General features: G+C 62.1%; 17 protein-coding genes and 1 tRNA gene. 11 read left to right on the top strand and 7 right to left on the bottom strand.

Translation table 11 applies throughout. The annotated features are described in order from the left end of the window. Nucleotides 1-17: 17 nt before the first annotated feature. The gene (locus VHO04_RS13300) at nt 18-488 is read left to right on the top strand and encodes an Lrp/AsnC family transcriptional regulator (RefSeq protein ID WP_329628729.1); all 471 of its coding nucleotides are present in this window, start codon (nt 18-20) and stop codon (nt 486-488) included. 53 nt (nt 489-541) lie between these two features. On the opposite strand, the gene VHO04_RS13295 is transcribed toward VHO04_RS13300, so the two are convergent. Next, nucleotides 542-1,501, bottom strand: a complete 960-nt coding sequence (locus tag VHO04_RS13295; RefSeq protein WP_329628728.1) for an acyl-CoA dehydrogenase — start codon at nt 1,499-1,501, stop codon at nt 542-544. After that, on the bottom strand, nt 1,501-2,655 hold the full coding sequence (locus VHO04_RS13290) for an acyl-CoA dehydrogenase family protein (protein ID WP_329628727.1): 1,155 nt from the start codon (nt 2,653-2,655) through the stop codon (nt 1,501-1,503). The genes VHO04_RS13295 and VHO04_RS13290 overlap by 1 nt, the downstream gene beginning before the upstream one ends. Before the next feature lie 134 nt (nt 2,656-2,789). Between VHO04_RS13290 and VHO04_RS13285 the strand changes: the two genes are divergently transcribed. From VHO04_RS13285 to VHO04_RS13250, 8 genes are all read left to right on the top strand, one after another. Continuing rightward, nucleotides 2,790-2,863: transfer RNA gene (locus VHO04_RS13285), tRNA-Gly, on the top strand. Between the two features lie 198 nt (nt 2,864-3,061). Beyond that, nucleotides 3,062-4,273 carry a tyrosine-type recombinase/integrase gene (locus VHO04_RS13280; protein WP_184101204.1) on the top strand — a complete coding sequence of 404 codons (1,212 nt, stop codon included), beginning with the start codon at nt 3,062-3,064 and terminating at the stop codon, nt 4,271-4,273. A gap of 124 nt (nt 4,274-4,397) precedes the next feature. Then, nucleotides 4,398-4,982: a sigma-70 family RNA polymerase sigma factor gene (locus VHO04_RS13275; protein WP_329628726.1), complete on the top strand. Its 585-nt coding sequence runs from the start codon at nt 4,398-4,400 to the stop codon at nt 4,980-4,982. Continuing rightward, the gene (locus tag VHO04_RS13270; RefSeq protein ID WP_329628725.1) at nt 4,975-5,934 is read left to right on the top strand and encodes a FecR family protein; all 960 of its coding nucleotides are present in this window, start codon (nt 4,975-4,977) and stop codon (nt 5,932-5,934) included. The genes VHO04_RS13275 and VHO04_RS13270 overlap by 8 nt, the downstream gene beginning before the upstream one ends. A gap of 88 nt (nt 5,935-6,022) precedes the next feature. Then, entirely contained in the window at nt 6,023-9,346 is a 3,324-nt protein-coding gene (locus VHO04_RS13265; protein ID WP_246427340.1) for a TonB-dependent receptor domain-containing protein, read from the top strand. 194 nt (nt 9,347-9,540) lie between these two features. After that, a complete protein-coding gene (locus VHO04_RS13260) occupies nt 9,541-10,398 on the top strand; it encodes a metal-dependent hydrolase (protein WP_184101210.1) in 858 nt (285 codons plus the stop codon). A gap of 8 nt (nt 10,399-10,406) precedes the next feature. Then, a complete protein-coding gene (locus VHO04_RS13255) occupies nt 10,407-10,844 on the top strand; it encodes a DUF2147 domain-containing protein (RefSeq protein ID WP_184101212.1) in 438 nt (145 codons plus the stop codon). Further along, entirely contained in the window at nt 10,793-11,602 is an 810-nt protein-coding gene (locus VHO04_RS13250; RefSeq protein ID WP_184101213.1) for a helix-turn-helix transcriptional regulator, read from the top strand. The genes VHO04_RS13255 and VHO04_RS13250 overlap by 52 nt, the downstream gene beginning before the upstream one ends. A gap of 118 nt (nt 11,603-11,720) precedes the next feature. Here VHO04_RS13250 and VHO04_RS13245 read toward each other — a convergent pair whose 3' ends face one another. Beyond that, nucleotides 11,721-11,960 carry a helix-turn-helix domain-containing protein gene (locus tag VHO04_RS13245; protein ID WP_184101215.1) on the bottom strand — a complete coding sequence of 80 codons (240 nt, stop codon included), beginning with the start codon at nt 11,958-11,960 and terminating at the stop codon, nt 11,721-11,723. Between the two features lie 89 nt (nt 11,961-12,049). Between VHO04_RS13245 and VHO04_RS13240 the strand changes: the two genes are divergently transcribed. After that, a complete protein-coding gene (locus tag VHO04_RS13240; RefSeq protein ID WP_184101217.1) occupies nt 12,050-12,346 on the top strand; it encodes a DUF2285 domain-containing protein in 297 nt (98 codons plus the stop codon). Nucleotides 12,347-12,829: 483 nt separating this feature from the next. Here the strand turns inward: VHO04_RS13240 and VHO04_RS13235 are convergent, their stop codons facing one another. From VHO04_RS13235 to VHO04_RS13220, 4 genes are all read right to left on the bottom strand, one after another. After that, on the bottom strand, nt 12,830-14,191 hold the full coding sequence (locus VHO04_RS13235; protein WP_184101221.1) for a deoxyguanosinetriphosphate triphosphohydrolase family protein: 1,362 nt from the start codon (nt 14,189-14,191) through the stop codon (nt 12,830-12,832). Nucleotides 14,192-14,211: 20 nt separating this feature from the next. Then, nucleotides 14,212-14,427 carry a hypothetical protein gene (locus VHO04_RS13230; protein ID WP_184101223.1) on the bottom strand — a complete coding sequence of 72 codons (216 nt, stop codon included), beginning with the start codon at nt 14,425-14,427 and terminating at the stop codon, nt 14,212-14,214. A gap of 400 nt (nt 14,428-14,827) precedes the next feature. Next, the gene (locus VHO04_RS13225) at nt 14,828-16,039 is read right to left on the bottom strand and encodes a helix-turn-helix domain-containing protein (protein WP_246427341.1); all 1,212 of its coding nucleotides are present in this window, start codon (nt 16,037-16,039) and stop codon (nt 14,828-14,830) included. A gap of 77 nt (nt 16,040-16,116) precedes the next feature. After that, the gene (locus tag VHO04_RS13220; RefSeq protein ID WP_329628724.1) at nt 16,117-16,593 is read right to left on the bottom strand and encodes a hypothetical protein; all 477 of its coding nucleotides are present in this window, start codon (nt 16,591-16,593) and stop codon (nt 16,117-16,119) included. Nucleotides 16,594-16,620: 27 nt separating this feature from the next. Here VHO04_RS13220 and VHO04_RS13215 point away from each other — a divergent pair, with 27 nt between their 5' ends. Then, a complete protein-coding gene (locus VHO04_RS13215) occupies nt 16,621-16,908 on the top strand; it encodes a hypothetical protein (protein ID WP_329628723.1) in 288 nt (95 codons plus the stop codon). Nucleotides 16,909-17,692 lie beyond the last annotated feature (784 nt).

The following is a 17,692-nucleotide window of genomic DNA, read 5'->3' as shown; positions in this document are numbered from 1 at the left end:
CATCTTAGTCTGATGATATGAAAATTGACCGATCCATAGTCGAACTGGACGAGTTCGATCGCAAGATAGTGAGCATATTGGGGCGCGACGGGCGGATCACCTACACCGACCTCGCGCAGCGTGTGGGATTGTCGAAGACGCCGTGCCAGCAGCGGGTCAAAAGGCTGGTCGCGAGCGGGCTGATCACCGGCTTTCGCGCGATCGTCGATCCGGCGAAGGTAGGCCTCGACCATGTCGCCTTCGCCGAGGTGAAATTGTCCGACACACGCGAGGAGGCGCTGCGGCAATTCAACACCGCGGTGCGCCGGATTCCCGAGGTCGAGGAATGCCACATGATCGCGAGCAGCTTCGACTATCTGCTCAAGGTGCGCACCCCCGACATCCGCCGCTATCGCATTGTGCTCGGCGAGAAGATATCGAGCCTGCCGCATGTCGCGAGCACCTCGACCTTCGTCGCGATGGAAACGATCCTGGAATCGGCGCGATAGAGCCGATCTCGTCGTTCTTTTCCTCGTCATTCCCGCGGAGGCGGGAATGACGATCAGGAATCTTGGAAAAACATCTCCCGCACATAATCGACCGACCCGCGCGCATCGGCAAGGCGCGCCGCGCCTAACAGACGGTTCCAATAACTTTCCGAGCCGTCGGCCAATCGTCCTTCGTGGAGGCGGCGGGTGAAAAGCTGGAGGTCATATTCCTCGCTGATCCCGATCGCGCCATGGACCGCGTGCGCGGTGGCGGCGATCCGCGCCGCAGCGGCGCTGGTCACCGATTTGGCGGTCGCGGCGGCGGCAAGGCTTGGCGGGAAAGCGCCCGCGCAGCCGAGCTGCGCCGCGATGCGGCACGCGACCATATCCTCGGCCATCACTGCCATCTGCTGCTGAAGCGCCTGCTGCTTGCCGATCGGCTTGCCGAACTGGACGCGCTCGCCGGCATAGGCAGCGGTCATCGCCGTGAGCCGGTCGGCGGCCCCCGCGATCAGCGCGGCGCGAAGGATTGCGGCGAGCGCCCGCAGCCCGCCCGCGGGAGCGGCGCCGACGCTGGCCGCCGGAACCGCATCCCAGCGCATCCGCGCGGCGAGGCTGCCCGGCACGCCCGTCGGCTCGCCCGCTGCCTCAACCAGATGAAGCCTATCGTCGATGTCGAGCAGGACATGGCGCGCGACGCGGCCGAAGGGCACGACGACCCCGATCCCCGGCTTCGCGGTCGCGAGCGCGATCGGGCCGTCGGGAGCGTCGGCGAGCAACGCGCGCGCGAGCATCGTCTCGCCGACCGGGAGCGGCACGGCGTGGCGGCCGAGCGCCTGCCACAGCGCGCCGACCTCGGCGAGCGGCAGGCCCGCGCCACCGCGCTCCTCGGGAACCAGCGCATCGAGGAAGCCCGATTCGGCGAGGCCGTCCCACAGCGCGTCGGCGCTGCCGCCCGCCTCGACCGCGCGCACCGCCGCGGGCGGCGACAGGCTTTCCAGCATCCGTTCGAAAGGTTCGAGAAATTCGCTCATTATCGTAGCCCCATCCCGCGCGCGATGATGCCGCGCAATATCTCGCGCGTCCCGCCGCGCAGCGAAAAGCTCGGCGCGACATGGGTGACGTAGAGCAGGGCGCGATAGAGCTCCGCATCGACCGCCTCATCGGGATGCGCGGCCAGATCGTCGCCGATGGCCGCCGGCAGTTGCTGCTCGAACGCGGTGCCGAGGTCCTTGACCAGCGACGCCTCGGTTACCGGGCTTTCGCCCGCCGCGAGCCGCGCGGTGCAGGCGATCGACATCGCGCGCAGCACGCCGAGCCGCGCGGTGAAATCGCCGACGAGCGCCAGCGTCGCGGGATCGTCGCGGCGGCCCGTGCGCTGCAAATGCGCGATCCACGCGTCGAGCAGCACGACGCTCGAATAGATGCGCTCGGGCCCGCTGCGCTCGAAGGCGAGTTCGGCGGTGACCTGTTTCCATCCCTCGCCTTCTTCGCCGATCAGCGCGTCGGCGGGCAGATCGACATCCTCGAAAAAGACTTCGGCGAAATGTTCGTCGCCGGCGAGATCGCGGATCGGGCGGATGGTGACGCCGGGGGCCTTGAGGTCGATGATGAGCTGCGACAGCCCGGCGTGGCGGTCGTCGGGGCTGCCCGAGGTGCGGAGCAGCGCGATCATATAATCGCAGTGCGGCGCGCCCGAGGTCCAGATCTTCTGCCCGTTGACGCGCCAGCCGGTTTCGGTGCGCGCCGCGCGGGTGCGCACGCTGGCAAGGTCGGAGCCCGACCCCGGCTCGCTCATTCCGATGCAGAAGAAGATTTCGCCCTTTGCAATACGGGGCAGATAGGATTCGCGCTGTGCTTCGCTGCCGAAATTGAGGATCAGCGGCGCGCTCTGTCGGTCGGCAATCCAGTGCGCCGCGACGGGCGCCCCGACGCCAAGCAATTCCTCGACGACGACGAAGCGCGCGAACGGCCCGCGCTCGTGCCCGCCATAGCGCTTGGGGAGCGTGAGGCCGAGAAAGCCCGCTTCGCCGAGGCGACGGCTGAAGGCAGGATCATAGCCCTGCCACGAGCGGACGCGACGATCGGCCCCGGCCGCCGATGCGGCTTCGGCCGCGAGCGCGCGAATCGCCGGCCGGATCGCTTCGTCGGCGTCCGGCAGGCTGGCGAGGCTGAGCGTATCGAACACCGGCTTCTCTCTCCCTATACCTTGTCTCCCTTGCCGCTATTGCGCCGGGCGCGCCGCGACAAGCTGCTTTTTGTGCGAGCGGCACGGCGAAGGATTGACCGGCGGCGCCTGAAACGGCAAAGGCCGGACAGCGCGCGGGTGTAGCTCAATGGTAGAGCAGAAGCTTCCCAAGCTTACGACGAGGGTTCGATTCCCTTCACCCGCTCCATGACCTCATCCGACATTGTCCGAGTTTGCCTTTGAAAGCCGCAGAAAACTGCGGTATATTGCCTTTCGTTCTCCGACGATGTCCAGCACGATCCGACAGCATCCGAGCGTGTTTGGGGGCCATTTTGCCGATTCTAGCGTCGGGCTTCAATTCGAGTAGCCCCCAGCATGGGGGCCACTCGGTGGAAAGGCTTGAACCATGCCGCTTTCAGATGTCGCGATCCGCAACGCCAAGCCCCGAGAAAAATCCTATAAAATGGGCGACTCGCTCGGCCTCTTCCTGCTGGTTCAGCCGAGCGGCGGAAAGCTTTGGCGGTTCAAATATCGGGTCCTCCGACGCGAGAAGAAGCTGGCTCTGGGCACCTATCCCGACATCAGCTTGAGCGAAGCGCGCCGCCGCCGCGATGAAGCGCGCCAGATGGTTGCCCACGGCCGGGACCCCGCCCGCGAAAAGCAACTCGAAAAGCACCGCGCGTTCATGGAGGCAGCGAACACCTTCGCCGCCATTGCCGACGAATATTGCCGCAAGCGTCGCCGCGACGGCGCGCGCGCCTGGGCGCCGGCCACCGCGAAACGAAGCGAGTATCTGCTTTCGCAAATCAGCATTGCCATCGGCCGCCTCCCCGTCACCGAAATCGGCCCCGCCGATGTCCTCGCCGCCATTCGCAAGATCGAGGCCAAGGGCAATTACGAAAGCGCGCGCCGGACGCTGCAGCTCGCCAGCGGCGTGTTCCGCTACGCAGTCGCCACCGTCCGATTGAATTCGGACCCGACGCGCGATTTGCGGGGCGCGCTCATCGTGCCGAAAGTGACGCACTATGGCGCGGTCATCGATCCCAAGGAGGTCGGCGAACTCCTGCTCGCGATCGACGACTATGAGGGACATGTCGTAACCAAGCTCGCCTTGCGGATCGCCCCGCATGTTTTCGTTCGGCCCGGCGAACTGCGGCACGCCGAATGGGGCGAAATCGACCTCGAAGCTGCACTATGGACGATCCCGGCGGAGAAGACGAAGATGCGGAAACCCCATCACGTCCCCCTGTCGCATCAGGTGATCGAGTTGTTCCGGTCGCTGCAAATGTTCTCGGGCAATAGCGGCTATGCCTTCCCGTCGATCCGCAGCCGCAAGCGCCCGATGTCGGACAATACGCTCAACGCCGCGCTGCGCCGGCTCGGCTATGCGAGCGATGAAATGACGGGGCATGGCTTCCGGGCGATGGCGAGCACCTTGCTCAACGAATCCGGGCTATGGTCGCCCGACGCGATCGAACGCGCGCTGGCGCACGGCGACACCGACCGGGTCCGCGCCGCCTATCACCGCGGCACGCATTGGAAGGAGCGCGTGAAGATGGCACAATGGTGGAGCGACCACCTCGACGAGCTGCGCGCGCAGGGAAAGAAGCCCCGTTAGCGGGATTTTTCAAAAACTTTCGCCCGGCAATCGGAAAAGTCGCCGCGGTGCATCCTACTAATTAGCCGAGGCGAGAAAGAGACGGGACAGCCAAGGCGAAAATCGGGAGAGGAGGAGTATCGGCTTGGGGCAAAGCCGTGCCGAGATTATCGCGTGGGTGGCCGGCAACGTGATTCCGCACGAGGCCGCGCTGCGCGCGCGTCTGCGGCGCATGGCGGTTGCGGGTGAGGAAATCGACGACATCGTGCAGGAAACCTATTTGAACATCGCCCGGCTGAAGAGCGTCGCGCATATTCGCGACGGGCGCGGCTATCTGTTCACGGCCGCGCGGATGGTGATGCTCCAGCGCATTCGCCGCAATCGGATCGTGCGGATCGATCATCTGACGGACGCGCAGGCGCTGGCGCTCGAAGACGACGCTCCCGGCCCGGAGCGGCACGTCGCCGCGCGGCGCGAGCTGGCGCGCGTGCGGCGCATGATCGAGGATTTGCCGCCGCGCTGCCGCGAGATATTCGAGCTGCGCCGCGTCGAGGGCGTCTCGCAGCGCGAGATCGCCGAACGGCTCGACCTGCCCGAACATACCATCGAGCAACAGGCCATTCGCGGCCTCAAGCTCATCCTCAAGGCGATCACGAACGAAGATCGCGAAAGCGCCGACCCTTCGGAAACGCGCCACACGGCGGTCAAAGGCACGTCGGGCAATGGATGACGATGGCGCGGCGCGCTGGGCCATCCGCCGCGATGCAGGCCCGCTCTCCCCCGGCGAACAGCGGGAGTTCGACACCTGGCTCGCCGCCGACGAACGGCGGGAAGGCTCGCTGCTGCGCGCCGAGGCGGCGTTGGTCTATATCGACCGCGGCCCCGCGCTGATCGATGCGGAGAGCATCCCCGCCGCACCGGAAGAGGAAACCCCGGCGCCAGCGCGGACCACCCGGCGCCGCTTCCTTGCCGGCGGCGCCATCGCTGGCACGGCGATCGCGGCGGGCATCGCGGGCGTTTTGTTGATGCCGTCGGGCCAGCAATTTTCGACGACGATCGGCGAGGTGCGGCGGCTGCCACTGGCCGACGGTTCGATCGCCACGGTCAACACCGCCAGCCGCATCGCGGTCGCGCTCGAACCCGAGCGGCGCCATATCACCCTGGAGGAAGGCGAAGCCTGGTTTCAGGTCGCACACGACGCGCACCGCCCCTTCGTGGTCGATATCGGCAACGTCCGCGTCCGCGCCGTCGGCACCGCCTTTTCGGTCCGGCGCAATCCCGAAGGCGTCGACGTCCTCGTGACCGAAGGCGTGGTCGAGACTTGGATAGAGGGCCACGAAGCGACCCGCACCCGCATCGCGCGAGGGGAGCGCAGTTTCGTCGCGACGGGCACGCGGGCCATCGTGGCGGTGAAGGCCGCAGACGAGATCGAGCGCGCCCTGGCCTGGCGCGGCGGCGGGCTCGCCCTCAACGGCGAACCCCTGTCCTATGCCGTGGCGGAGTTGAATCGCTATAATCACCGCAAGCTGGTGGTGGAGGACCCGGTTCTCGCCCGGATGCCGATCGTTGGCTATTTCCGCACCAGCGAACCCGGTGATTTCGCCCGCGCGGTCGCGCCTCTGATCGGCGCGCGCGTGGAAATGCGGTCGGGTGACATGCACCTCGTTGCGATCGGCTCCTGATTTTTTCGGCCCAAGCATCGGAAACGCGGCGGCGCTGCATCCTACCTTATGAAGGCGCGCAACGCGCCTCTTATATGGGAGGGACAAGATGCGGGGAATTTTCGAGTTCAACGGCGCGCGCACGATGGCGAACGCGGGGGCGAGCGTGGCTGCGATCGTCGCGGTGGCGATTGCCAGCCCGGCGATGGCGCAGGAACGCGATTTCAACGTGCCGGCGCAGGACGCCGCGCGCGCCATTCCCGAATTCGCCCGGCAGGCCGGCATACAAATCGTCGCCAGCGGCGTCACGACGCGCGGCAAGACGACCAACGCAGTCCGCGGCAGCATGAGCGTCAGCGAAGGGTTGCGCGTGCTTCTGGCCGGAACCGGCCTCGTCGCCCGGGGCGACCCGGCCAACTCGGCCGTCATAACCGTCGTCGCGGCGTCGGAGGGCCAATCGGCGGCGTCCCAGCAAGGCGACTACGTCGCCAACGAAATCGTCGTCACCGCACAGAAGCGGGTGGAGTCGATTCAGGATGTGCCGATCGCGATCACGGCCCTGTCCCAGAAGAATCTGGAAGAGCAGAAGATCGAGAGCGGCGCCGACATCATGCGCGCGGTGCCGAACCTGACGTTCAGCAAGTCGAACTTCACCGGCTACAATATCTCGATTCGCGGCATCGGAACCAAGGCTATTTCAGCGACGAGCGACCCCGGTGTCGCGGTCAGCTTCAACAATGTCGGCATCATTCACAACCGCTTCTTCGAGCAGGAGTTCTTCGACATGGAGCGGCTGGAGGTGCTGCGCGGGCCGCAGGGCACCCTCTACGGACGTAATGCGACCGGCGGGGTCATCAACCTCATCACCGCCAAGCCGAAGCTGAACAAGTTCGAGGGCAGCATCAAGGGCGAGGTCGGCAATTACGACAGCCGCCGTATGGTCGGGATGCTGAACATCCCGATCGTGCCCGATTCCTTCGGCCTTCGCATCGCCGGGTCGATGACCGACCGCGACGGCTATGATTATAACTCCGTCACCAAGAACCGCGTCAATGGCCGCGACCTTTATTCGCTGCGCGCAACGCTCGGCTTTGAGAATGACTGGCTGCGCGGCAATTTTATCTGGGAGCGCTTTCGCGAGGACGACAATCGCTCGCGCACCGGCAAGCAGCTTTGTCACAGGGACGATAGTCCCGAAACGATCGGATCGACTTCGGTCATTGGTTCGGACAATGGCGTCGAGCGATGGCACGGCGCTCGCGCGGCACTGTTTAGTACGGGCTGCAAAGCGGGCAGCCTTTATGATGACAATGCCTTCGGGACACCTAATGGCTTGGCGCTTGCCTATGTCAGCGGCGTGAACGTCGCCAACTCAATCTTTGTCCAAGGTTATGAAAATCTGGGCGATCGCACAGGGGCCACCCTGTTGAATCTGAAGGATCCTTATGGCGGGATGATGCAGTCGCGCGATCTGCGGGAAATCGCGTCGTTCCAGGACCCTATATATAGGGCGAAATCGGATCTGCTCGAACTCAATTTGGACGCCGACCTGACTGATGGTATTACTCTTTCGTCGCAGACGGCCTGGAACTGGGACGGCGTATACAGTTTCCAGGATTATAACCGCTACAACACGCTACCGATCTTCAACGATACGTCGGGTTGGTTGGAGAATCCGCTGACCGGCGGCCCGAGTCCGATGCGGAGTCTCGCGCCCGGCGGGATTTTCTGCGACCCACAGATCGGTTGCTCCGACACTCTTGGCGTTTTCGATATTTCCTCGGCCGATTCAAAGCAGTTTGCTCAGGAAGTCCGGCTGCAATCCAGCTTTTCAGGCCCGTTCAATTTCAGCATTGGCGGAAACTATACGAAGTTCCGCACGCAGAATGACTATTATGTCATGAGCAATCTTCTGACCGCGTTGGCCCGAATGGCACCGCTTAATAACACCGCGACCATTGGAGAATGCGGAGTCATTCCAGCGGTTGCGGTCGATGGTTTGGATTATTGTCCCTATATTGACCCCAATCCGGTCGAAAGCATTGATGGAGAGGGGCACAATTATTTCCGCAGTTCGAATCCTTATAAGTTGGAAAGCTGGGCCGCATTCGGCGAGGCCTATTACAACATCAATCCCGACCTGAAGCTGACGGCGGGCTTACGCTATACCCGAGACCGCAAGACCTTCACGCCGGTACCGAGTCAGCTCCTTTTGGCACCGACCCTGTTTGCGGGGGGCACGGTCGGGCGCGGTTATCCGGCCGAACCCGATATCAAATTGAACTGGGGTGAGTTCACCGGCCGCGCCGGTATCGACTGGCAGCCCGATCTCGGTTTCACAGACCAGACGCTCGTCTATGCCTTCTATAGCCGGGGTTACAAGGCTGGCGGCATGAACCCGCCGACCCCCGGCTTCGCCACGGTGCAGCAATGGATCGACGCCGGCATCTTGCCCGAGGCGATAGCAAATCTATATGAGCAGTTGGGGGCGCTTCCGGTCCTTGAACTGACGGCTGTGAATTACGGCCCAACCTTCGAACCGGAATTCGTCAATGCTTTCGAGATCGGCACCAAGAATGTGCTGATGGGCGGGCGGCTCACGTTGAACGCCGCTGCCTTTTTCTACGACTATAAAAATTACCAAGTGTCGCAGATTCGCGACCGCACAGCGATCAACGAGAATTTCGACGCCAAGGTTTGGGGCGCCGAACTGTCGGCGCAGTTCGAACCAGTCGATCGTCTGCGCATCAACGCCAATATCGGCTGGCTAGGCTCGCGCATCGGCAAAGGGGAGCAATCCATCGACCCGATGAATCGCACGCTCGGCAATCCCAATTACACAGTCATCAAACCGTGGGTGCAGATGCCGTCCAATTGTGTCGTTCCCACCCAATTCGCAGAATCCTGGCTGCAAACGAACAGCGAAGTCCAGCAATATTGGAAGATGTGCGGTGGTTACGGCAGCATCCTTGCCTTGGGAGGACGGACGCTACCGGACCCGGCGACCGGCCTACCTTTCGACTTCGCCAACTATCCGGAATTGAACGGCGGCGCGGGTCTCTACACCGAGCTTGGCGGCAAGGAGTTGCCCAATTCACCGCATTGGACCGTCAACCTCGGCGCTGAATATACGATCCCGTTCGGCACCGACTGGAGCGCGACGATCCGCGGCGACGGTTATTGGCAGGGCAAGAGCTGGGCGCGGGTTTACAACCTCAACCCCTACGACCGCCTGCGCGACTGGACCAACTTCAACATCTCGCTCCGTGTCGATGGTCCCGATGACCTGTCGATCGAGGCCTATGTGAAGAATGTCTTCAACTCGACCCCGATCACGGATGCCTTCCTGAACAGCGATGACTCGGGCCTGACGACCAACGTCTTCACCCTCGATCCGCGCATCATCGGGTTCAGCATCGCGAAGAAATTCTAGGTCCTCTCTCCACTGGGGGAACAACCTCGGGTCGATGCCAAGCTTGCTCCCGGGTGCAAGCATCGGCCCGGTTTTTTGAGACCAGAAACCGTGCGTTCTCTCGCGCTCCCTCCCCTGAGGGATAACTCGGCCGCCGTCCGGTCCTTCCCGGCACCGTGCGGCGGCCTATTTGCGCGGCAACAAAGGAGCCAATCATGACTCTCCAGACCGAACATCCGGCAGGCCTGGCTATCGAAAGGCGTAATTGGAAATTCGGTCGCGGCGCGACCGCGCGCCGCTGGTGGCATGGCGGGGATGCTGGACGGACCGCCTTCTATAACGCGCTGTCCTCGACCTTCCCGGTCGGCGAGAAATTCTTCATGTCGGCGGTGCGCCATTATCGCGACGAAGCGCCCGAGGCGCTGCGCGAGCAGATCGACGATTTCATCTTCCAGGAATCGACCCACTCGCGCGAGCATGTCTTCTTCAATCGGCAGGCGCGCGATGCGGGTTATGACCTCACGTCATCCGAGGACCGCGCGGCACGGACGATCGCATGGGCGAAACGGCGCCCGCCGATCATGCAACTCGCGGGAACCTGCGCTCTTGAGCATTTCACCGCGACCCTCGCCAATGCGATCCTCACGGACCCCATGCACCTCGCGGGTGCCGACGCCGAAGCGCAGCGCATGTGGCGCTGGCACGCGATCGAGGAGATCGAGCATAAGGCCGTGGCCTTCGACACCTTACTACTCGCGATGCGGGACAGGCCCCGCTTCCGGCGCTGGACACTGCGGTTCTTCACCATGCTCGCGGCGGGCGTGCGCTTCCACTATGTCGTCTTTCGCAACACCGCCGATCTGTTGCGGCAAGATGGAAAGAATGACCTGCGGGCGTGGCGACGGCTTCTCGCTTATCTATACGGCAAGCCCGGCCTGATGCGGCTCCTGCTGCGCGACACGTTCACTTACTTCCGCCCGAGCTTCCATCCATGGCAGCATGACGACCGCGCTCTCGCGGCCCACGCCCTCGCAACCCTCTCGCCGCCGCTCGCCGCGCCGATGCCCAAGTGATCGGCCGCATGAAGAAGATTTTGCTCGCAACGACATTGATTGTGGCCGCTGGAGGGGGAGCGGCTGCCGCATCGCAGGGGAGCGGCGGCGCCATCACCGGTCTGTGGTCGACCGGCAGCCAAGGGGGACGGGTCGAGCTTTATCGCTGCGGCACCGCCATCTGCGGCAAGGTGGACGACGCCGCTCCCCTGCGTGCCAATCCCAACCAACGCGACGTGAAGAACCCGGACCCGGCTTTGCGCGACCGTCGGCTGAAAGGTCTAGTCGTGCTGCGCGGTTTCAAGGGCGGTCCGCGCGAGTGGAAGGGCGGCCCGGTTTATGACCCGGAGACGGGTGACGGCGCGGCGAAGGGCTATCTGACCCTACGCGCCGATGGAAAGCTGGAGGTGAAGGGTTGCAAGGCGGCAATATTCTGCCGGACGAAGGTGTGGACGCGCGTGCGCTGAGCCTCGTCGCGGCGTTCCTCGCCGAAATCCAGCAGGTGACCGACCTCACCGGCGTTGAACGGCTGCTCGAAGCCGCGGCGCGGGAATTGGGCTTCCACCACTATGCGATGATCCATCACGACGATCACCGCAAGGGATCGGCCAGCCTCATCAACATAAACAACTATCCGCCCGACTATGCTGCGGAATATTTCGGCGGCCTCTATCACCGCGATGACCCGGTCGTTCACGCCTGCATCGCGGCTAACGCGTGTTTCACCTGGTCCGAGATCGCCGACCTGATCGACCTCGATCCACGTCACCACAGTTTCCTCGAACGCGGCGCACGGCATGGCGTCGCTGACGGCATCACGGTCCCCGCCTTCGTGCTGGGTGAGCGTAGCGGCTCCTGCAATTTCTGTTCGCCGCGCACGCCTGGCCTCGCGCAGCGCCACCTTGCCACCGTCCAGATCGTCGGCAGCTTCGCTTTCCAGAAAGCCCGCCGCATCGTCGGCGGCCGCCGTTTGCGCCAGGTCCGTGTGGGCCGGCTACGGCGGCGCTGGCTCGATTGCATCGTCCTCGCAGGACAAGGCAAGAGCAACACAGACATCGCAACGATCCTCGACCTGAGTCCAGCGACGGTGAAAACCTACATCGAAGCGGCTTGCGCCCGCTACGAGGTCCATAACCGGACCCAACTCGTCATAGCCGCCGTTCTCGACGGAGAGATCGGCATCCACGAAATCGCAACACGTCAACATCGCCACCTGGCGACCTAGAAATTCCCTCTGCGATGTGAAACGCCCGTTCGCGAATCTGCGGCCGGCACCGGCTTGCCACCGCCCCTGCCTTTTGGGGGCGGGCGGCGGCCTTCCGAATTGGTGTTGGTAATGGGGGCTATCGGTCGGCGAATATGGATGCCAGCAACGCGCTGGCATCTAGCTTCAGCGCATCGGCAATCTCGCAAAACTCGACGACATCGATGCGCCGCTCGCCGACCTCATATTTCGCGACGAAGGATTGCGGACGACCCAATTTCTCAGCCAACTGCGCCTGCGTCAGTCCCGCCGCCTTGCGCGCAGCGGCAAGGCCGGATTGGAGCTGGCGATGTTTGGGAGTACGAAGCGATCGAGCCATGCAAAAAAACCGACAAAAGGAGGCTTTTCCTTGCGTCGGTTTTGGGATTATCCCATATTGGGATTGAGGAATTGCCGGGAGCGATGGATATGACTGTGACGCCGCCGCCACGCCCCGAAAACCTCGACTTCTTGGACACCATCATACCCTATGATCGAGCCAACATCCTGACCTATGCGCGTGTCCTCGATGTCGTCGAGGAGCGCGCCATCATCGACGGCCGCGATTGGCGAGAGGCAAGCATCATCATCCTGGGATGCGACCCTGATCGGGACGAACCCGCCGCCCGCCGCTGCTGGGACGCCCACGTCGCGCGGGCACGATGGATCATCGGCGAGGGATTGCCGCTGTTCCTCGCGGGCGACGGGAGACGGCGCGGGCGTTGAACTGGAAGGCGCGGCGGTTAAGTCGGGTTCGCACCCGAATGCCGCCATTGAGGCTGACGCGCTGGTTTCCCGAAAGCGGTCATTAGTTAGAGACAGCACGATGCGTCGGCTTCGACGTTCGTTTTCCCGGTATCTTCCCACCCTTCACAGACATCGTCGCTCCGCATTTTGCTGGGCGCGGTCAAGCGCTGGTATTTTTTCGCGGCTCGTCGAGATAACGACGTCCACCTCGCCAAGGTTACCTACGCCATATTTACCGACGGCACCGGGATCCGGCGGGAACGCATCAAAGGTGGTCTGTCGCTGCTGGCCGCGAACGCGATGGTGCATGTTGGGGGTATTCCCAGCAGAGGCACAGCGAGTATGGAGTGGCGAATGCTTATCGTTTGCCCCAGATCGCCCCCTCCCGGCACATGGGCCGCGTCGGACAAGGCATGTCAATTTTCGACGATTTCGATTTCGTGGAGGCGCCGGACCTCTAAGTCAGCGCACGATCGGGTCGAGTACCAAGCCGCTCTCCGTGCCCATCAGTCGATGATGGAGCTGATAGGCTTCATTTTCTGTTAGCGAGGCGACGCAATCAGCTGCCAGTCGGGCGCCTTTTTCATCGCTATTATCTTCCCAGATATACCGCAGCCGCGCGGGGAGCAGGGCGAGGTTGCCCGCCTTCCCCTCCGACAGAAAGATCTTGAAGAGCTCGCGGACGATTTTCTTTTGTCCATACTGCTGAGCATGCAGCGCGGGCAGTCCGATCACATAATAGCGGGCGAAATACTTAAGCAGCCGGACCTCGTCGGCCGCGTCGTCATGGATCACGACCGCCGCCGCTCCGAGATCGCCGGCGAGCGACACGGCACGCACATAGTTTCCGATCAGCTGCGAGGTGAAGTTACGAAGCTGCCGACGTTGCTCGCGGGCGCCGTTGTAAACTTCCTTGGTGACCGTCGGAAACATGACGAGCTTGCGAATGATGCGTTCCAGCGCCGCCTTCATTCGGCGCGGCCCATCCGCGGGGTAGCTCGGATCCTTCTTCCACGATTTGACGACGCCGTTGATGATCGTGTCCCGAGAATCCTCGGAAATGATTTCGCTCCACGGGATGATGCCGACGCGGTGGAAATCTTCCAGGTCGTGCACCGAATAGGCGATGTCGTCCGCCCAATCCATCAGCTCCGCCTCGGCGGTTTTGAACTCTCCCGAACAATGCTCACGCGCCCATTTGAAGTCAGCCTCCTCCGAGGCGTACGCTGACCATTTAGAGCGCTTCTTGTCGACGGATTGGTCGCGAAGCCAAGGATATTTCAGCGTTGCCGCGAGCGTCGCGCGCGTGAGATCAAGCCCGGGGTTGTCCTTGCTGTAACGTACCGCCAACTTCGTGAGGATACGGAAGGTTTGCGCGTTGCCCTCATAGCCGTCTGGCGCCGCGTCCTTTTTATTACCTTCCACGATTGTGGGGTCGCAAACGAGGCGATCGAGTTCCGTCTCCGCCGCGTGTCCAAAGGGCGGATGACCAAGGTCATGGGCCAGACACGCCGCTTCCACCACCTCCGGGTGCAGGCCGTGCAGTTTAGCGGCTTCAGGCTGCTCACTTAGGCGGTGCTCCGCCAAGCGGCGCCCGATCTGCGCCACTTTATATGTGTGTTGTTGTCGCGTGTGGAAGATATCCAGTTCGCCGGCGCGCACGATCTGCGTGATTCCCGCGAGACGATGAAACGCTGAACAATAGAGAATCCGATCCCGGTCGCGCGCGAACTCATTCCGCTGGTCGAGACCAGAGGCGGTTGCGTCGCTATAGCATCGGCTTTTACGGGCCGTCTCTAACGACGACTCTTCTTCACCCGCCACTCAAATCCCCCCAGGACGCGTCAGGCTGCGTTAGCGAATTCTCGCTTTACCGCAACCACCATGCCATCGCTGGCGAGGGAGATTTTGCCGCGCTCGATAGCGCGCTGAAGAGCCTCGATAATGGCGCTCATCGGGTACTCGGCGCCCAGCAGCGTGTTGATCAGTTGCTGCGGGTCAATGCCATTTTCGCCAATCGCGGCCAAGATTTCCGTGTCTTGCGGATCCTTATCTGCCATGGTTAGCCTCCGTGTTACGGTCCCCCTCTCGCGCAAATTCGTCATTAAGTAATGAACGCATGACGGCGCGAGGCGCGTCGATTTTTACCGTCGCAAGGGCACAACTCACCTGAAAACGCGCGTCTGTCAAATCGCGCGCTCAGCGAGCTTTTCCGAAATATGCGAAAAAAGACGTTCTGAGCGTCGCTAAATAGCGCCAAATTTTCGGGCTAGGTTGGCGCCAAAAATAATTTTTTGCCGTTGTGGAGTTCATTTCCGGGCGCGTACGCGCGAGATTTGATGCCACGGTCCCCGTTTTTCAAATTGGCGCAAATTTTTTGGTCATAAAGAATCAAAAAATCGCGTTGCCGAAAAATGGCCCCTCGAAGCGACGAAAAAGTTGGACCACTTCTTATCTGCATCAGCGATGATGGCGGTTAGGAAAAGCGATAATTTGACCTTCACCTCGCGGCGAAACTTCACTGTCCGGCGAAGCGACCTTCAGCGTTACGACCTCCGCCGCATCGCGATCAAACCATCCCGGCGACAAGCCGCAAAGCAGCTCAACATCGGCTGCCGAGATCGTGAACTCGGTCGCTAGCAGGTCTGCTTTGCTGCGAACGCCGTTATCGACGATGAGGTTAAGGCTGTCACGCAGAGCGCGAGGTTGCTGGACAGGCCAGTGCTGATCCAGCGGCTCGCCCTTCGACCAGCCTTTCGCCGAATAGAGTTTGTACAGCTGTCGCGACAAATCTTCGGGCATGATGTCGAGATCTGAAAGGCGTTTGATCTGCGCCTTGATCGATACCCGCCACCTTTCCTTGAGACTGGCCAATACAGCAAGCGAGCAGCGCCGGACCTCATGGGGATAGCTTGTCGAAGGCATAAGAAAGGCGCTGCCGAGCCGAAATGCCTGCCGCTCGATTACGCGAAGATTCGCTTCGAACTCCTCCTCCGGCACCGCTCTATGGAGGATGGCATGCGCTAGCTCGTGAGCTGCGTCCATCTGCCTGCGAGGGAAGGACATCTTGTCGGTCGCAAGAAGTACATGCGGCCGGCCATCGATGGGGGACCAGCTGCAAAGACCATCAAGCTTGGTCGTGTTCATTGGTATCGTCGCAACGACGATGCCGATGCGCTCCATCAAGGTGACCATATCGCCGCTCGGTCCTTCGCCGAGGTTCCAGTGCTTGCGAAGGTCGAGGGCGATCTGTTCGATGTCAGCGTCGCGAAGCTGGGTATAGTCGGCACCCGCCAAAACATCGGGGATGTCGACTTCCGGCAGGTCGACATAGTGGCTGATAATATAGCTGGCCTCGTGCAGCCACTGCATCTGGGCCTTCTGATACGCGAGGTCGCGCACAAGGGTGCTCGACAGCGAACGCAAGAAAGTCGGCCGGTCACTCTCGTAAGTCTCGCGCAGGAAATATTCCGGACGGACCTGCATCTCGCCAGCCAGTTGGAGAAGCGCGGTCGGGTCTGGGGTCTGGTCTGAATCCTCATCTTCCCATCGCGATACCGTGCTGGCGCTCGACTTGAGCCGCCGTGCCAACGCAGCGCGAGACGGGATACGCCGCGCATGACGAATCTCGGTCAGCCGTGCCGGGATGAACCCTGGAGTACCAATTCTCATGGCCGGAGTCCTTGCGGCTTCGCACCCTTTGAGGGGTGCGAAGCGGAGAAAAATCAGCGTTTGTCGGTGCGACCGACTTATTCGTTCGAGCCGTCCCCGGCGTCGCTATCCGGACGATTCTCCGGAAGCAAGAACAGCTTGCGAGTCTTGCGGAGTTTGACCTCGGCACCGCGGGCGTCGGAACCATCGGGGCCATCCGGAGCGTCGCTGTCTTCGCCGTAGCCGCGCAGGAAGTCTTCGAGCGACTCGTAGAAGATGAAGTCCTTGTAGTCGGCGCCGATGACGCCGACCGCGATTTCCTCGATCATGCCGGCTTTGTTGCGATCGCGAGCGGTGAGAAAGAGAACGAAGATATCGTTCGCGCGCAGGCTCTTCGGATCGTCGAACATGCTCGGCTGAAAAGGCCAGTTCAACGAAACGCCGGCAGCACGCGACATATTCTTCGCGGGCATCTTGCGCCGCTCGGGCATCGCCGCGAAACCGAGGATGACCCCGACCGCCGGCCCCTGGAAGCGGGCGAAGGGCTGATAAACGCGTAAGTCGGTGCCGGGCATGATGCCATCTTCGACGAGGTGACCGCCATGGAGCTGGACGACCTCTTCGTAGCCCTGCTCCTGCAGGCGGAAGCGGATCTGACCTTCGACCTCGCGGCTGCGCTTGGCATTCAGCGGGATGTTCGTCTTTACGACATCGTGCGCCTTGAAAGCCTCGGCGCGGTGGCGGTCTTCAAGGTCGATCCACAGTTCCTTCGGAACGGTGTCGAGAATGGTACGGCGAATATCCATGGAGCAGTGTCCCCGTTAGCAACAAGGGATTGTTGTCACGAATCTGTGCGTATTGCAAGTGTCCTTTGCAAAAATCGTGTGTGAAGACGCACGCGATCATGGAATCGAGCGCAATGCAAAGGCGTGCGCAGTGCCAGCTATCTTGGATGCGCACCCGAACGGAGGCCGTTCGCAACCGGCCATTTTGCCTGATAGCGGCAGGCAGTCCGTGTAAGCGATTCGTGCGGTCGAGGGAGGTTTTTGACAAAATGGACGCGGATTCCAGGGTCTATCGGTAAGGCAAGATATAAAGCTATGGCACCGTCCGCCTGCGCGGACAGAGCTAAGTCATTGTCTGCACATCCTTTTTACGTAAATGGAAACAGTGCCGTCTTGCCGGAGACAGTGCCAACAGGCCGGAAAGTGGCGGATTTCTCGCATATTCGGCGGCACCGATTTTCATGTTTTGTGGTCGAGCGCATGGTTGGTTTTCCTCTCCTGCCAAAGGTGTTGATCATGCCCAGCGAAGATGATTTTAGGCCAGAGCTTGGCCGCCTTGGCGACCGAGGCAGTAGTGCGCGTTCGCGGAAGCTCTCCCCGCGAACGAGAGACACGACAGAGAGCGAGCGGGAGGACTCATTCTCCCCGGCTCAAGAAATTTTGGGCGAGTTGCCCGTCGAGCCGATATGCGTTCGTATTCCAGTAGCGGTCAAGCTGACTGGGATCAGTCGATCGACACTCTATGAACTGGTCGCGTCCGTCAAGGTGGTGTAATTTCGGCTGTGGCCGTGGGCCATCGTCAGGCGGCTTTGGCGGTGATGTGTAGGGGCTGATTTTCCTCCTCGATCATGGGTTGGTTGAGTTCGGCCATGCCTTCGATCTGCATGTA

The sequence above is a fragment of the Sphingopyxis sp. genome, assembly GCF_036261875.1.
Taxonomy (GTDB): domain Bacteria; phylum Pseudomonadota; class Alphaproteobacteria; order Sphingomonadales; family Sphingomonadaceae; genus Sphingopyxis.
This window is presented reverse-complemented; position numbering and strand designations above follow the sequence as displayed.

Coding starts and splice junctions, on each gene's coding strand:
- VHO04_RS13300 (WP_329628729.1), top strand. CDS start 18: ATGAAAATTGACCGATCCATAGTCGAACTGGACGAGTTCGATCGCAAG.
- VHO04_RS13295 (WP_329628728.1), bottom strand. CDS start 1,501: ATGAGCGAATTTCTCGAACCTTTCGAACGGATGCTGGAAAGCCTGTCG.
- VHO04_RS13280 (WP_184101204.1), top strand. CDS start 3,062: ATGCCGCTTTCAGATGTCGCGATCCGCAACGCCAAGCCCCGAGAAAAA.
- VHO04_RS13270 (WP_329628725.1), top strand. CDS start 4,975: ATGGATGACGATGGCGCGGCGCGCTGGGCCATCCGCCGCGATGCAGGC.
- VHO04_RS13265 (WP_246427340.1), top strand. CDS start 6,023: ATGCGGGGAATTTTCGAGTTCAACGGCGCGCGCACGATGGCGAACGCG.
- VHO04_RS13260 (WP_184101210.1), top strand. CDS start 9,541: ATGACTCTCCAGACCGAACATCCGGCAGGCCTGGCTATCGAAAGGCGT.
- VHO04_RS13255 (WP_184101212.1), top strand. CDS start 10,407: ATGAAGAAGATTTTGCTCGCAACGACATTGATTGTGGCCGCTGGAGGG.
- VHO04_RS13245 (WP_184101215.1), bottom strand. CDS start 11,960: ATGGCTCGATCGCTTCGTACTCCCAAACATCGCCAGCTCCAATCCGGC.
- VHO04_RS13240 (WP_184101217.1), top strand. CDS start 12,050: ATGACTGTGACGCCGCCGCCACGCCCCGAAAACCTCGACTTCTTGGAC.
- VHO04_RS13230 (WP_184101223.1), bottom strand. CDS start 14,427: ATGGCAGATAAGGATCCGCAAGACACGGAAATCTTGGCCGCGATTGGC.
- VHO04_RS13225 (WP_246427341.1), bottom strand. CDS start 16,039: ATGAGAATTGGTACTCCAGGGTTCATCCCGGCACGGCTGACCGAGATT.
- VHO04_RS13220 (WP_329628724.1), bottom strand. CDS start 16,593: ATGCCCGGCACCGACTTACGCGTTTATCAGCCCTTCGCCCGCTTCCAG.
- VHO04_RS13215 (WP_329628723.1), top strand. CDS start 16,621: ATGGAGCTGGACGACCTCTTCGTAGCCCTGCTCCTGCAGGCGGAAGCG.